The organism is Paenibacillus hamazuiensis (assembly GCF_023276405.1).
Taxonomy (GTDB): Bacteria; Bacillota; Bacilli; order Paenibacillales; family NBRC-103111; genus Paenibacillus_AF; species Paenibacillus_AF hamazuiensis.
Genome location: NZ_JALRMO010000001.1, coordinates 2686715 through 2702617 on the forward strand (window position 1 = coordinate 2686715; position 15903 = coordinate 2702617).

11 protein-coding genes and 1 other annotated feature (1 of these 12 running past the window's edge) are annotated in these 15903 nt (G+C 52.4%); of the genes, 3 read left to right on the plus strand and 8 right to left on the minus strand.

Translation table 11 applies throughout. The annotated features are described in order from the left end of the window. Positions 1-244, minus strand: a binding site (T-box leader); it reaches 18 nt to the left of the window's first position. 80 nt (positions 245-324) lie between these two features. Next, positions 325-1716 carry a class II fumarate hydratase gene (gene fumC / locus MYS68_RS11860; protein ID WP_275983464.1) on the minus strand — a complete coding sequence of 464 codons (1392 nt, stop codon included), beginning with the start codon at positions 1714-1716 and terminating at the stop codon, positions 325-327. A gap of 340 nt (positions 1717-2056) precedes the next feature. Here fumC and MYS68_RS11865 point away from each other — a divergent pair, with 340 nt between their 5' ends. Next, positions 2057-2230 (plus strand): hypothetical protein, encoded by a 174-nt coding sequence (locus MYS68_RS11865; protein ID WP_248926038.1) that lies wholly within the window; start codon positions 2057-2059, stop codon positions 2228-2230. A 22-nt stretch (positions 2231-2252) separates the two neighbouring features. Then, positions 2253-3590: an ArsB/NhaD family transporter gene (locus MYS68_RS11870; protein ID WP_248930888.1), complete on the plus strand. Its 1338-nt coding sequence runs from the start codon at positions 2253-2255 to the stop codon at positions 3588-3590. A gap of 17 nt (positions 3591-3607) precedes the next feature. On the opposite strand, the gene MYS68_RS11875 is transcribed toward MYS68_RS11870, so the two are convergent. The 5 genes from MYS68_RS11875 to MYS68_RS11895 all read right to left on the minus strand — a co-directional run bounded on the left by MYS68_RS11875 (position 3608) and on the right by MYS68_RS11895 (position 11380). Continuing rightward, positions 3608-5947 (minus strand): helix-turn-helix domain-containing protein, encoded by a 2340-nt coding sequence (locus tag MYS68_RS11875; protein WP_248926039.1) that lies wholly within the window; start codon positions 5945-5947, stop codon positions 3608-3610. Between the two features lie 753 nt (positions 5948-6700). Further along, positions 6701-8266 carry an extracellular solute-binding protein gene (locus MYS68_RS11880; protein WP_248926040.1) on the minus strand — a complete coding sequence of 522 codons (1566 nt, stop codon included), beginning with the start codon at positions 8264-8266 and terminating at the stop codon, positions 6701-6703. Between the two features lie 44 nt (positions 8267-8310). Continuing rightward, positions 8311-9195 (minus strand): carbohydrate ABC transporter permease, encoded by an 885-nt coding sequence (locus MYS68_RS11885; RefSeq protein WP_248926041.1) that lies wholly within the window; start codon positions 9193-9195, stop codon positions 8311-8313. 55 nt (positions 9196-9250) lie between these two features. Continuing rightward, positions 9251-10222, minus strand: a complete 972-nt coding sequence (locus tag MYS68_RS11890; RefSeq protein ID WP_248926042.1) for an ABC transporter permease — start codon at positions 10220-10222, stop codon at positions 9251-9253. Between the two features lie 807 nt (positions 10223-11029). Then, the gene (locus tag MYS68_RS11895; protein WP_248926043.1) at positions 11030-11380 is read right to left on the minus strand and encodes a carboxymuconolactone decarboxylase family protein; all 351 of its coding nucleotides are present in this window, start codon (positions 11378-11380) and stop codon (positions 11030-11032) included. 117 nt (positions 11381-11497) lie between these two features. Between MYS68_RS11895 and MYS68_RS11900 the strand changes: the two genes are divergently transcribed. Beyond that, entirely contained in the window at positions 11498-12061 is a 564-nt protein-coding gene (locus MYS68_RS11900) for a hypothetical protein (protein WP_248926044.1), read from the plus strand. Positions 12062-12142: 81 nt separating this feature from the next. On the opposite strand, the gene MYS68_RS11905 is transcribed toward MYS68_RS11900, so the two are convergent. Next, positions 12143-13579: a sulfatase family protein gene (locus MYS68_RS11905; RefSeq protein WP_248926045.1), complete on the minus strand. Its 1437-nt coding sequence runs from the start codon at positions 13577-13579 to the stop codon at positions 12143-12145. A 33-nt stretch (positions 13580-13612) separates the two neighbouring features. After that, positions 13613-15880: a glycoside hydrolase family 3 protein gene (locus tag MYS68_RS11910; protein WP_248926046.1), complete on the minus strand. Its 2268-nt coding sequence runs from the start codon at positions 15878-15880 to the stop codon at positions 13613-13615. Positions 15881-15903 lie beyond the last annotated feature (23 nt).

Genomic DNA, 15903 nt, shown 5'->3' on the forward strand with positions numbered 1-15903 from the left:
ATCCTCGTGGTACCACCCCAGATTCGCCAATATGTCGCCATATCAGCCTCTTCGAGTACGGCATTGGAAGCAACGCTTATACTCTAGCTCTGTAACAGGAGCTCCTGGCACAGCATCCCCCTGCGAAAGGTTCCGATGTGCTGCTCTGAGGCTTTTTTCAACAAACGATTCTTTACTCCTTTTCAGCTGCCGGAGCTCTCTGCGAAAGAATTCATTTATTTACTCGTCTCTTCATCGCATTTGATATTGCAATTATTTTATCAAAAACCTTTTTCGAGGTAAACATAAATTTTAAAAAATTTGAAAAAAATATATGTCAGAAAATCAGCCCTCCGGGCGGGTCATTCTCTCCGGCCGCACGAGCTCGTCGAATTGCTCCGCCGTCAAATACCCCGATCGGACAGCCGCTTCCTTCAAGGTCAATCCTTCTTTATGCGCCTGCTTGGCAATTACAGCCGCCTTCTCGTAACCGATGTGCGGGTTTAATGACGTAACCAGCATGAGGGACTGCTCGACATTTCTTCGGATGTTTTCGTAACGGGGCTCGATACCTACAGCGCAGTACCGGTCGAATGAATCCATCGCATCCGAGAGCAGCCGTACCGATTGAAGGAAGGCGTTAATAATAACCGGCTTGAACACATTGAGCTGAAAATTCCCTTGGCTAGCGGCAAAACCGACGATCGTGTCATTGCCCATCACCTGGCAAGCCACCATCGTCATCGCCTCCGCCTGCGTCGGATTGACCTTGCCTGGCATTATCGAACTTCCCGGCTCATTCTCCGGAATCGTGATCTCCCCGATCCCGCTGCGCGGGCCGCTGGCCAGCAGGCGAACGTCGTTCGCGATTTTCATCAAATCGGCGGCTAAAGCTTTAAGAGCGCCATGGGCGAAAGCGAGCTGAGCATGGCTTGTTAACGCTTGGAATTTATTCGCCGCGGAAACGAAGGTTTTTCCCGTGATTCGGCTGATTTCTTCGGCGACCATCTCTCCGAATTTCGGTGGAGCGTTGAGGCCGGTTCCTACCGCCGTGCCGCCGATGGCGAGCTCCCTGAGCGGATCAATCGCGGAAGCAATGAGTGCGCCGTCTTTTTCCAGCATCGCCCTCCAGCCGCTGATTTCCTGGCCTAAAGTTAGCGGTGTGGCATCCTGAAGATGGGTTCTGCCGATTTTGACAATATCTGCGAACGATTCTTCCTTCTGTCTGAACGTATCGGTTAACCGCCGGAGAGGTGAAAGCAGACGTTCCTCAAGCGCGATTACGGCGGAAATATGCATCGCCGTCGGAAACGTATCGTTCGAGCTTTGTGACCGATTGACATCGTCGTTGGGATGGACGCGCAGTTCGCTTCCCGCTTTCTCCAGAAGCTGCCCCGCCCGCCGTGCGATCACTTCGTTTACGTTCATATTCGTCTGGGTGCCGCTGCCCGTTTGCCATACGACAAGCGGAAAATGATCATCCCACCGTTTCTGCAAAATTTCATCCGCGGCGGCTTCGATCGCCTCTGCTTTAGCCTGGTCCATGTTCCCCATGCTCCTCTGAACGCGGGCAGCCGATTTTTTGATCAGCGCCAAAGCATAAATCACATCGAGCGGCATCCGCTCGCCGCCGATGCGAAAATGTTCCAAACTTCGCTGGGTTTGTGCGCCCCAAAGCTTGTCGGCCGGCACTTTGATTTCACCCATCGAGTCACGTTCAATCCGTTCGCTCGTCAATATACTACCTCCAATGGACATTCGTACATGGAAATATCTTTTTCCATATACCCTCTTGTTATGCATCGCAAATCTCAAAAAATATGTCGGAATGATAGGTCCTGTACCATCCGCCGATCCCCCAAGTTTGTTTTTCAAATCAAGCGTCCCGACCGCTGCCTTTGCCGGCGTTTCACCGCCAAACGGTGCCGTTTTGCGGATTTATGGACACTTTCGGCAAACAAGGCGAACTCATCATACCAAACGGATGAAGATGACATATAAATACAATACGACTATCAATGTCGGGAAGTGATATGCATAACGGTAGATAAAACTTCATTGAAAGGGAGGGATATTGATGTTTGTCTTGTCTATCATTCTTTTATGCGGTTACGGACTGTTCGTCTTGCTGCAGCCTCCTGCCGATCTTTACGAAGAGGTTGAAACGAATGAAGCTTATGCGGACATTAAACTAAGCGGCATCGGTTTGCCGGATTATTCCAAAGTACACATGTCGGGTAACGAGGAGTGACGATCGCGTGTTCAGTTCAGCCATGGTAACCCTGACAGTCATCGCTTTTGTGTGTACGATGGTTCTGGTTCTCTGGCGTCCGAACGGGTTGAATGAAGCCATTCCGGCTGTGGCCGGGGCCGTGTTGGTGCTTTTAAGCGGGAGCGTTACTTTAGCCGATCTGGGGAAGATCGGTGCGACCATCAGCAGCGCCGCCATCACCATCATGGCAACGATTGTGATGGCGATCATATTGGAAAGCTTCGGCTTTTTTTATTGGGCTGCCGAAGGACTAGCTGCCCGAGCGAGAGGCTCAGGAATACGGCTTTTCTGGTATGTCAACTTACTCTGCTTTCTGATGACGCTGTTTTTCAACAACGACGGAAGCATTCTTATTACGACGCCCATTTTAATCATTTTGCTTGAGCGTCTTGGGCTTAAAAATCACGAGAAGATCCCTTATCTGCTCTCCGGGGCATTGATTGCCACAGCTTCCAGCGCACCTATCGGCGTAAGCAATATCGTCAATCTGATAGCGCTGAAAATCGTTCATATGGACCTTTATATGCATACGGCCATGATGTTTGTGCCGGCCACTCTCGGACTGTTATTTCTCGTATTCCTGTTGTTTCTGTATTTCTATCGGCGATTGCCGCGCAGGCTTCCAAGGAAACGCGTGATCTACACGGGGACCGAGAGGCATCCGCTGGCCGGCGCACAAGCCCCCACGGTTTTGGCATTACAAAACCGGAACCGGTTTATGCGAAACGTCCTTCTGTTTGTCTTGTCCATGCGCGTAGGACTATTTATCGCATCTTATATAGGGATCCCTATCGAAATCGTCGCCGTGCTGGGTTCGGCCATATTGCTGGGCTGGCGGTGGAAGGCATTGAAAATCCCTCCGACCGATATGCTGAAAAAAACGCCTTGGCACATCCTCGTTTTCGCTTTCGGGATGTACGTCATCATTTACGGTTTGAACAATATCGGATTGACGAAAATGCTCGTCGCCTTTTTCCAGCCGATCGTTTCCGGTGATTTGCTCAATGCCAGCTTGCTGATGGGTTCGCTGCTATCGCTCATGTCGATATTATTTAACAATCACCCTGCCTTGATGATAGGAACGCTGACTTTAACGAATATGAATCTCGATCCTTTAACGTTAAAAATCGCTTATTTGGCCAGCGTGATCGGCAGTGACGTCGGATCGCTGCTGCTGCCGATGGGAACTCTCGCTTCGCTCATCTGGATGCACATACTCAAGCAAAACAAACTGAAAATCACTTGGAAAGAGTATGTGAAAGTGACATTAATCGTAATTCCGCCGTCCTTGGTGTTTACTTTGGTGATTTTGGCATATTGGGTAAAATGGCTTTTCTGAGACGGGACCGGATTCATCTACGAATTGCGGCTGAGTTCCCGGTAACGGGTTGGAGTCATTCCTTCCAGGTTTTTGAAAATCCGGTTGAAATAACTGTGCTGGTATCCGACCTGTTCAGCCACGTCGTAAATTTTCATTTCGGAATCCCGCAGCAATTCCTTGGCTTTGTCGATTCGCAGCTCCGTCAAATAATCGATAAAATTTTTGCCGGTCACCTGCTTGAAAGATTTGCTCAAAAAATATGGATTGGTGCCGATATGTTCCGCACAGTTGTCGAGCGAAATGTCTTTCATGTAGTTTTCCTGCAAATAAATCATGGCCTGTTCAATAAGCCGTTTCACTTGGGAATCGGAACGGCTGGACAGCTCTTTCAGGAACGGGGTCACCACCTTTTCCTTAAACCATTCCAAGATCCGTTTCGGTTCGCGGATGCCGGAAAGCTGCTCGTACAGGTTCGCTCCCTTGAACAGCCGGTTCGGGTTGATGCCCGACACCATGATGGCGTGCTGAACGCTCCCCAGCAGATGCAGCATGCCTTGCTGTACATCGATTTCCTTGGCTCCGCTGCCTGAAATCTCGCTCAAAAACGACTCCAGCAAACTAAGCGTATCGGCTTCCCTTCCCGTCCGCAGCGCCTGGATCATTTCCCTTTCCAGCGTGAACGGGTACTGCAGGTCGGTTGCCGCGCCCGTTTCGAGATCGTCCGCTTCCAAATCGATGATCTGGTTCGCATTGTCGAAATTCCGGTAGCTGGTTGCCTGCCTGGCTCTTTCAAACACAAGCGGAACATCCGAAACATGCGGTACGGGACGCCCGATCGCAATGGTGACGCGCATTTTCAGTATCCGGTTAATATAAAGCGTCAACTCCTCGCTAAACGCTTGAAGCTCTTTGGCATACGACCCTGCGGCCGGCACGATGAAAAAGATTCCCGCCGTCATATCGTGAAAATTGATCGTGTCGCTTTGCTCGAAATGCTGGGAAGCCAGCTCCTCGATCATGTTGACCGCTGCGAACGAGACGAGTCCCTCATCTCCTTCGTGAAATTTGCCCTCCAAGCTCGTAATCCCGATCAACTTGACAAACAGCACGATAAACTGCCGGTCCCTTACCTCCCACTTGAATTGTTCCATCCGGCGAAGCAAGTCCTCTTCCGAATAGGAATACAGGTAACCCTGCAGCAGCCGGTGCAAAAAACTTTCTTTGACATGAGGCAGCTGCTCCGCGAGTTTTGCATTCAACTCGTGGCTTTCCCGGTGAAGGTTGTTCCAATGCTTTTCCAGCAGCGTAAACTCGTCGTCTTCCTCCCCACGGGCCGTATGTCCTCCAAGCAAAGAAACCAGCCGTTTCACGGGGGAATATATACGCCGGGACGCCAGCCAAGCGAGCAAGGCGGCAATGAGCAGAGCAAAGAGGCTGACGGCGATGATCAGCTTGGAAATAAACACGACCGGCGATGTAATATTCGTAATCGGGGAGGCCGATACATAGGTCCAATCGGCGGCAATTCTGGACAAGTTTCCGTACGAAACGGTATACGTCGTCCCTTTCCATTCGAAAAAGAAGGAGCCTTTCTGCGAACCGGATCCATCGACTTTATCCCGGAGAGCCTGCACAAAAGGCGAGTTGTAAGCGTTTCCGTTAGCGGAAATGAACAAATCGCCACCTTTTTCAATCAAAAACGTTTCCCCATCGTTATAGGGCGTCAATGTTTTCATCATATTGACCCATTTTTCGTTGTCGAACCGGAAGATGAGCGCGCCGAAAGGCTGCAGGCTCCCTCCGGGAATCAGATGGACGAGAGTCAGGTCCTTGGATTGCGGATAATTCGCATCAAACGCCCATTGCGTCCAATAAGTGACATGCTTATCGCGAACCAGCTTCTCATACACGTTCCCCGCCGTCTGGGCATCGAGAGCCATATATTCGGGATGGAACAAAACAGGCTGCTGGCCGCTGATAAAAAGCTCCGCGCTTTTGACCATCGAATTTGAGCCCTGCATGACGATCAGCGTTTTTGTGATGTCTTGGGTTCGCTCGAAATTTTTCACAAAATCGTTGCCGTATAAGCTGTAATCGAATTTATTATCAAACGCCCAGTGGGAAAGCAGCATCTCCAGGTTTCCCAGCTGATCGTCGATATTGCGCGAGCGCTGCTCGATCTGCCGGTAATGCAGCTGTAGCAGTTCGCTTTCCATCCGACCTCCAGCCATCCAGTACACAAGCGCCCCGAGGATCAGTCCGGGTATCCCCGACACGATAAAGATCATAATCAAGCTTTTTTTATAAAAACGGCCTTTGCCCCCGATCATTCTGCCGAGCCGACTGCCGATTCCTGCGATTGCCGTATTTTGCATCCTGTCACCTCCCGATTCAAATATATCACAAATCCGGGTACGTCTTACATGAGATTACACCGGATGCCGCGAAGTGTACAAGTGAAATTTCAGAGTGTTTTATGTATTTTTCCGACAAAAATAATCCCCCCTAATTCCCCCCACCGGGGGGACCCCAGGCGCTAGGGCGCCCTGGACCCGCCAGTCCGGAGTTCATGCTCGCTGCTAGTTCGCGTTTGTCCGGCATGGATTTATTGCTGCTTGCAATAAATCCTATGCCGGACACGCTGTACTATCGGCGCGATGCTGGTATGAGTGTAAAACGTGCCTCTACCCCGCGTCTGCCTGGCATGAATTTTTACCTTGGGTAAAAATTCTATGCCAGGCACGCTTCACTTTTGAGCGGTGACGCCGGGAGTTTGGGAAACATTGATCGCATGTGCGTCATGGATACGAGCAGTGTAACGGTTGCTGCTGAGCTTATTTGTCTCAAAAACGTCATTTAAACATTGTAACGGTTGTGGCAGTGCTTATTTCTCATCTTTTACCCATCAAAACAATGAAAGTTCACAAATAACCACTCTGGCAACCGTTACCGTTCTGAAATCACTCATTTGGCCCCAATTAGCTCACCTGCAACCGTTACACCATATACCTCTAGCCGAAACCGGCCGCTGCACCATGCAAATGTTTGGTTCAACATATAATATATAGCGACAGAGTAACATCACAAAAAGCCGCATCGTAAGATGCGGCTTTTTGTGAGAGTGCTGCTCATTTTTTCGCGGCAGCGTACAGTTCGTTCATTTCTTTCACGAGATCGTCGCCGCCGGTTTTTTTCCACGTCTCGAAAGCGGCCTTCAGACCGGCTTCGTCGAGTTGACCGACGATGAATTTGATCCGCGCGTCGTTGATGATGTTGTCGAGCTGTTGGCCTTTTTGCGAATACACTGTCGAAATGAACGGCTCCGCAGGATTGGATACGATATACTGCTCCGCTTCTTTCTGAATCTTCGCGGTTTGCAGACGAAGCGGCGTTTGCTTCACCTTAAGGCCGCGGTCTTCCGGAATGAAGGGCAGCATTTGGTTCAGGCCTTCGACTTCCGATTCGAGAAGGGCCGCGTCTTTGCTCGGCACGATCGCATCGCCGTCCTTCGTGTAATGCTTGCCTTCGATGCCGTAGCCCGCCAATGTCTGGAGCTCCGGCTCATTCAATTGATCGAGGAACTTCAGAACCCGCTTGAACTCCTCCTCCGTTTTGACCGTCGATTTCGGGATGGCGAGAATGCCCGCAAAACCTGAAGTCGGCAGCGCTTTAAGGCCGTTTTTGCCGGTGACGCCGATCATATTGTCCACAAAGTGTACGTCCGGCTTGTCTTTGCCTTCCTTCGCAAGCGCCTGATGAATCCGGTCGTCGATGCGCGCCGCCGTATCGGTGACATCGACAATAACGCCGGCTTGGCCGTTCACGATAGGATCGTTCCACTTGGCCGAATCGAACACGGCGAAGTCCTGGTTGATGAGCTTCTCGTCGTACAGCTTCTTCATGAACTTGAGCGCTTCCAGATATTCCGGGGTTTGATGCTCAGGCACAAGCTTGCCATCGACGACACCCCATTTGTTCGGCGCGCCGAACCACAGCTTGATCGTATCGAAGCCGCTGGCCCATTGGCCGGTCCACTTGACCAAAACCATGCCATACGTATCGTCCTTGCCGTTTTTGTCAGGGTCTTTTTCCTTAAACGCTTTCAACATGTTGTAGAAATCGTCGATCGTTTTCGGAGGCTGCATGCCGACCGCCTCCAGCCAATCTTTGCGGTAGTTGATCCCATTCCGGCCGAGCGCGCGGCCGCGGTAAATCCCGTAGTTTTTTCCGGCAATGGAAGAATTGTTCATAATGACCGGGTTCGCCTTGCTGAGGTTCGGATAGTCCTTCAGATAAGGCCCGACTTCCCAAAAAGCTCCGGATTTCGCCGCATTGACGAAGCTCGGGTTCTTCACGTCCCCAACATACAGGATATGCGGAAGCTTACCGGAAGCGAGCGTTATATTAAATTTGTCCGTATAAGATGAGTTCGGCACCCATTCGAAATGCAGTTCGGTGTTCGTTTTCTTCTCGATTTCGGTGACGACAGGACCGTCGTCCTTCGGATAGTTCGTTTTGAAAACCGGAATCATAACGTTCAGCTGGAGCGGCGCCGCAGTACCTGCACCTTGGCTCGGCGAAACGGCGGGTTTCGTCCCGCCGTCGGCTCCTCCGCCGCTGCATCCCGCGATCGCGGTCATCGCCATCGCACTGACGGCCGCAACGGAAACCCATTTCATATTGTTTTTGTACATCAAAAGTACCTCCCTTTTTTAATTTGGATGTATCGCAATCCGTATTACCCTTTGACGGAGCCAATCAGGACCCCTTTGGCAAAATGCTTCTGCAGGAACGGATAGACGAGCAAAATAGGAATGGTCCCCACAACGATAACAGCCATCTTGATCGATTGCTCAGCCTCTTTGACATAGTTGTAATCCACCGTTTGGGCGTCGCCGGCGGCCACCTGCGAGAGCAGTACAATTTGTCTTAACATGACCTGCAGCGGCCATTTCGACGGATCGTTGATATAAAGCAATGCGGAGAAAAAATTGTTCCAATGGCCGACGGCATAAAACAAAGTAAAAGTGGCGAGCACCGGCATCGACAAGGGCAGGACGATTTTCCAAAGAAGCCCCAGCTCCGTACAGCCGTCGATTTTTGCCGCTTCCTCCAGCTCCTGCGGGAGCTCTTGAAAGAAGTTTTTGACGATGATCAGGTTAAAGGCGCTGATCGCCCCCGGTATGATGAGCGCCCAGTAAGTATCCAGCATGTGCAGCTCTCTCACGACCAGATAGGTTGGAATGAGTCCGCCGCCGAACAGCATCGAAAATACGATCAGATTAAGCACCGTATTGCGCCCCATCAACCCCCGCTTCGATAAAGAATACGCTATCGTTACGGTAAAGAGAAGATTTACCACCGTCCCGACCACCGTTATGTAAAGCGAATTCCATATGCTTTTCAAAATCGTATCCGTCGAAAAAATATACCGGTAAGCCGATACGGTAAATTCCTCGGGAATGAGGAACACCGCTCTTTTCGTCAGCTCCGTGTCCGAAGCGAACGAACCCGCGATGACGTAAATAAAAGGAAGAACGGATACCAGACCGACGATTCCCAGGAAGAGATAGTTCGATACGTCAAAGACGGTTCCGGAAACGCTTCGATATTGCTTAGCCAACCTTCTCTCCTCCTCGCTTCAAAATATTCGCATTGCCACCGTCGATTTATGCGCATCAATAAATCCCGGATTGGCCGAACCGCTTGGCCAGCCAGTTAGCGCCCAACACCAGAATGACGCCGACAACCGCCTTAAACAAGCCGACCGCGGTGCTGTAGCTGAATGCGCCCTGCGTGATCCCCATCATATATACGTAGGTATCGAACACCTCGGCCACCTCGCGGTTTAACGGATTGAGCAGCAGGTAAATTTGTTCGAACCCGTTATCAAGCACATCGCCCATCCGCAAAATCAGCAGGATCACGATCGTGCTTCGGATGGAAGGCAGCGTAATATGCCAGGTCTGTCTCCAGCGGCTCGCTCCATCCATGATCGCCGCTTCGTACTGCTCCACATCCACTCCGGCGAGCGCCGCAAGGAAAATGATGGTGCCGAAGCCGCTTTCCTTCCATATCGTTTGCATGATGATCATCGGCCGGAACCAGTCGGGGCTGGCCAGAAAATCGATTTTGCTTCCGGTGTGCTGCTGCAGCAGTTCGTTAACGATCCCGCCTTGCGTTGTCAGAAATACATACGTCAAGCTCGCGACGATAACCAACGATATGAAGTGAGGTACATAAATCAGCGTTTGGATCGTCCTTTTATAGAAGGAGAGCCTGATTTCATTAAGCAGCAATGCCAGTATAATAGGCGTCGGAAAATAGAAGATCAAATTGTAAAACGAAAGCAGCAGCGTATTTCGCAGCAGCATGAAAAACTCGGGATTGCCGAAAAAAACGCGGAAATGCTCGAAGCCTACCCATTCGCTCCGCCAGAAGCCGAGAAACGGCTGATAATTTTTAAAGGCGAGGAGTATGCCCCACATCGGTACATATTTAAAAATAATGAAATATAACAAACCGGGAGCCATAAGCAAATATAACCATTTGTCTTTCCTGAATCGTCCCAGCACGCTCTGCCGGCGTCCGGTCACCGCGCGAATCGTTTGCTCCGTATTCAATTCGTTGGGAGCAGCCGCCTGCTTCATCCCCCTCCACCTCCAAGTGCGTTTACCGCTGCGTAAGCGTTTTAATCCGATTATGCCGAATCGGCAATTTTCCGACAATTAGAAATTATTGGCCTGCCCGATTTTTCGAGGTTTCATCGCAGAATCAACAAAGTGCAAATGCGGCAAAACAGTTGAAATCGTGAGGTAATGCCCGTTCTAATGAGGCATTTGCACAAGGAAGATCCTTCGATCTGCAAACTAGTTGTTCTCTCTTTCGTCGGGAAGTTTATCTCATTGCCCATTTCACACTCATTGGATTGAAACGGAAACTATACGTTTTGCCAGACGAATGCCGGCCATTTCCCGCGGAGGAACTCGCCTCCCATCTCCAGTGCTCCGACAACCATTCTCGGCGTATACTTAAAAGGCTTACAGAAAAGCATATGTTGACTATTGTAAACGGGAAACAAAGGTATCTCGTATGTGGCAGTTGGCGGACAGTCGCTAACGGACATTAGGGAACGCCAAAACCGGATTTTAAGATGCCGAGCTTGCCTGACGGACATTTTATCTTCGCAGAATGCCCAATCGGCCGCTTTCTACTCAACTATGCCCGCTAATGGGACAACATGTCCGTAAGAGATACGGAAGTTCAAAAACAGATCGCTAAGGTGATGATTTGTCCGTTAAATAAATCCACGCGGCGCGCCCCTTGGGTTCGCCCCCTCGTCGGCACATGAAAAAGGGAACAGGTACCCCTCAGATTTTATACTTTCTGATATGTCAAAAAAAACCGCGGGGGACCTTTCCCGCGGTTTTTTGCAGAAGATTTTTTTATGCCTCCAGCTAATGAACGGATTGCCTTATCGATTGCATCGCTTCGTGCAGCAGAATAGCTCCGTGCGAAAATGCGCTTCCTCCTCCATAAGCGCCTGCGACCGCCGCGGCTTCAGCCACTTCCTGTTCGGTTGCCCCTTCCTGCATCGCAAGCTCGAGGTGATAAACCATGCAGTGTTCGTTTCCGGAGCAGAGTGCAATGGCCATAGCCATCAGGTGTTTGTCTTTCGACCTGATCTCTCCCGTCTGAAAGCAGGTCGAAGTAAACTGGTTGTAGGCGCTCAGCACGTCAGGCATCCGCTCCCCAAACGACATTAGCCCTTCCCTATATTGCTGCGCCAACCGTTGTTCGGTCATCATGTACCCTCCCTTGTTCCACATCTCCCTTATCTTTCCTACATTCGTTTCCGTTCATACGTCAATGAAGTTTAGTGTATAAAAGCGTGCCGAATATTAAAAGATAAGGTGTGGATAAACTTGAAGATTATGAAGGCTATTATGGAGATAACGGAAAGCACCAGTCTGGAACGTCTGGAATCGGCAGTGGAGCAATTCGAAGGACTTGCTTCGGATGAACCGGAGATTTCCGCGGCTTATTCCGAAGTGATGGAGCAGCTTCACCGGGCCGTCAGCCAATGTCACGATTTGACCGCAGATACGGACCATAACGAGGAAGACATCTCCGAGATCCGCAAAAATTTGGCGTCCGTGCGGCAGAAGGTCAGAGATTGCCACCCGGCGCTTGAGAAAGCGAAAACAGATTGCGCCGAAGAATACCGCGCCATCCTGGGAGAACAAAAAGATGCTTTCGAGAAGCTGGCCGAATCGGAGCAGCAAACCTCCAATCCGAAAGCGTACGCAGCCTTGCAAACGTTCTATAAACTGACGCGGCTTGAAGAACTGGCTTCCGAAATTTCGGCGGAACTCATGGACCTAAGCGGCGACCTCGAGCACCAAAAGCTGCAGCAGCACGACACGCCTCCGATCGGTCATTACGATGCGGAAAGCAGCGATCCGGCACAGCCGAGCTTGTCCCCTTAAAACTTCCCGGTAACGAAATCCGTCATCCCCTTGACGGGGATGACGGAAGTTAATGATGGATTTGGGTGTAGCAAAATTTTTTTATTCAATAACCGGCAGCACCCTTGCTTCTTCCGGGACCGGCCATCTCTCGGCCTCCGGAACGTCGACCGCTCTGCCCCATTTTGCCAGTAAAACATGATGTTCTTTCTTTTCCTGGTATTTATCGACAATAGCGGAAATGTTCCATGTCCGGTCCAAGTAAGCTTGAAACCTCTCGGCAATATCCGGCCTTACCTTGTATAAGTTATTCATTTCGTACGGGTCCTCGGCGACATTGAACAATTGATGATGATCGTCGTGGAAAGCGTATGCGGAGTATTTCCATTCTCCCTGCCGCAGCATGCGTCCGGGTACCGGTTTTCCACCCGCCGTATACATAAACTCGCTGACGACTATTCGATCGGTATCGCCGATTTCTACGGCGAGCTGCGGTTTAAGGCTTATTCCATCCGGTCTCGGCGTCGTTTCCGCCCCGGCAAATTCGCATAAGGTCGGGCCTACGTCCAAAATGCTGACGGCACCGCGTACGGTTCGTCCCGCCACGATCGGGTCCCCGGCGAACACCATCGGGATTTTCGCCGATCCTTCGTAAAAGGTGCTCTTGCCGATCAGCCCGTGCTCTCCCGCCTGTTCGCCGTGATCGGACATGTACACGAACACGCCCTGCCGCCCGCTTCGCTGCAGGTATCGGTTCCACGCCGCACGCACTTCGCCGACCTGCCCGTCGATCGTTTCGATCATGCCGAAATAAGCGGCGCGCAGCTTTTTCAGGGCTTCCTCGTTGAGGCCCTCCTGTCGCATGCCGGATAACACCGGATGGTCGTCACGCTGCCCGAACGATTCGGGAATGTCGAGTACGTCTTTATAATGCGCATAAAGATCGGGCGGTGCCACAAACGTATGGTGCGGACCGTAAGTGCCCACTACGATGCACTGCGGTTTCTCATGATCCCGCGACAAATATTCGAGCGCAGCGCGGATCACCGCTTTGTCGTATTCGAGAACCGGCGATGTTCCGCCTCCGATGATTTTTAACGGCTCGTTTGCCATAGTGCCGACATAAGGACCGAGATCGCTGCGCACATTGCCGTATCTGCCCCAGAACAAAGGCGTGAGATCTCCCATAATTCGCCGGGTAAACCCGTGCCGCTGGTCCTCTCCGAGAAAATGCATCCGCCCGCACAAAACGGTTTCATACCCGGCCGCGGCGATAGCGTGAAGAAACGTCGTTTGGTCGCTGCCGATCGCCCCGTTGTTATCGTACACTCCCGTTTTTTCCGGCAGTTGGCCGGTCAGCATGGACACCCTGGAAGCTACGCAAATCGGCGCGGCCGTATAGGCCGCCTTCATGACGGTTCCCTCCCGGGCCAGCCGGTCCAGATTCGGCGTGCGCACAAAGGGATGTCCGGCAAAGCCCGCATAGTTCGCATGATGCTGGTCGCTCAGAAAAAGCAAAATGTCCGGTGTACTGTTCAAAGCGTATTCCTCCGATTCCACTGGCTTACAAGTTTATTTTGCCGCCGCATATTTCCCGGTGCGAGCATCGCGGATAACCCCGCTCCAATTAAGACCGAACGCAAAATCATAAGCGTTTCCGTCAGCATCCACGAAAACCTCCATGTCGTGCGGAACGTCTTCGCACTGCAGCTCGACCGTTTTCATATCGGCGGGCATCTGGAACGGCAGCAGCGCGCTCGGTTCGGCCCCGCCCGTAAGAATCTCCATCAGCGCCTCATCCTGCACGCCGAAGTGAGCAAGCAGAGCATCTGCCGCCGGCTCGAATTCGCCCACTACGGTCGGATTGGACTGCTGCAAAGAGACGATGACCGGCCTGCCTTTCATCAGTCTCTTTATGTGAAGTATCGTTTCGAGATCGCCCTGGTTCAGCACCGTGACGGTTTTGCCCTTGTACGTGCGGTTCAGCACGTCCTTCGGTCGAGGGTCGCCGGCAATGCTCGTTTCCCTCGCATGCTCGGCCGTGTAAGGCCCGTATTGCAGACTGATCGGAACGTATCCCGTTCCTCCGGCTTCCCGGTCCGTCTTGCTGTATCCCATCGTCGAGCGGGGGCTCTCGATAAACACGAGCGCATAATCCGCCTCGTCCGGTTGATCGGTTACCTCGAAATATTTCCGGACTGCGTCGAGATTTACCGGATAGCCGTTCACCGCCGGCACCGTCCCGCCCATCCAGCCCGTGCTCTCCGGAAGGCTGCGCTTCGGAATGTACACCTTTTTCCACTTCTCAAGGGGAAGCACGCGACCTGCGTTTTTCAGCAGCACTACCGATTTTAGCTGCGCCTCGAAGCCGGCTTTGACGAATTCGTCGCATCCGACGACGGAGGCCGTTTCTTCCTCCTGCAAATACGGATTCTCAAACAAGCCTACTCGGAATATGTTGATCAAAAGCCGTACGGCCGATTGCTCGAACCGCCTGCGCATATACGCTTCGCCGTGTTCCCTGACCCCGATGCGGTACGCTTCGACGATCGGTCCGGCTTGATCGTTGCCGCCGAACTGGTCGATGCCTGCCATGAGAAGCTTGTAGTGGCGCTCGGCGACCGTATAGCCATCCTCCACACCCCAGCAGCGCCCTCCGGGAATCAGCCTGGAAATCTCCTCAGGCTCGTCGTCGGTAATCGCCCAGTCGGTGCAGACGACGCCGTCGTAGCCGGCCTTCTCTCTCAGCAGGTCGTTTATGATGTAGGAGCTGTAGGAGTTGCCGACGTTTTCGCCGTTTTTCTTGTCCTGGCCGTACGAAACCGTATAATACGGCATCACCGCCGAGGCCTTGCCCGTAGGGCCGGCCAGCTTGAACGCGCCTTCGGTAAAAGGCACCATATGCTGCTCGAAGTTGCCGCCCGGGTAGACGGCGTATTTGCCGTAGCCGAAATGCGCATCTCGTCCGGCTTCCCCGGAGCCGCCGCCCGGCCAATGTTTGACCATCGCGTTGACGCTGTCGGCGCCCCAGCCTCCGGTGGTTTCCGCGTCTCCCTCCGACGTCTGGAAGCCGTCGATATACGCGCGGGCCATATCCGCGGAAAGCTGCGGGTCTTCGCCGAACGTCATGCCGAAGCGGAACCAGCGCGGATCGGTCGCGATATCCACCTGCGGCGACAATGCTGTCGTGAGGCCAAGCGCACGGTATTCCTTGGAGGCGACTTCGCCGAACTTCCGCGCGACCTCCGGGTCGAACGTCGCTGCGAGGCCCATCGATTCCGGCCAGATCGAGATTTTGCTGCCGCCGCCGACTTTGAATTCCGCGGAGGCGTCGAGACCGTGGCGCGGGTCCGAGCTGTTGTTCGCCGGTATGCCGAGAGGCAAACTTTCCGCGAACGCCTGCAGCCGGTTGTTCCACCTCGCCGCGGTCTCCGGGCTCTCCACCCGGGTCACCAAAATGTGCCGGATATGGTCGTCGGCCAAAAAACGGCGCTGCTGATCCGTCAGCTCGTCGGAGGCGGCGCCGCTTTCGTCGAACGGCTTGCCGCCGTATGTGGCCGGATACCAGCCCAGTTTGCCGGGGATGGCCTGATGTTTGCTGTACAGCATCAATCCGGCGATTTGCTCGATCGACATTTTCGCAGCCAAATCTTTCGCCCGCTCTTCCGGCGACAGCCGCCAATCCTCGTATTTATCCAGCACGCCGTCCTTGTTCAAATCCTTAAAGGCGAGACCGTCCCGATAAATAATGCTTACTCCCGACGATTCGGAAATCCCGAGCGTCGGGCCTCCGTCGTTTTGCACGTAACGAATTCGTTCGAGTCCTTCATTTGCCGTCAATTTCTTTCCCCTTCTTCCCCTAT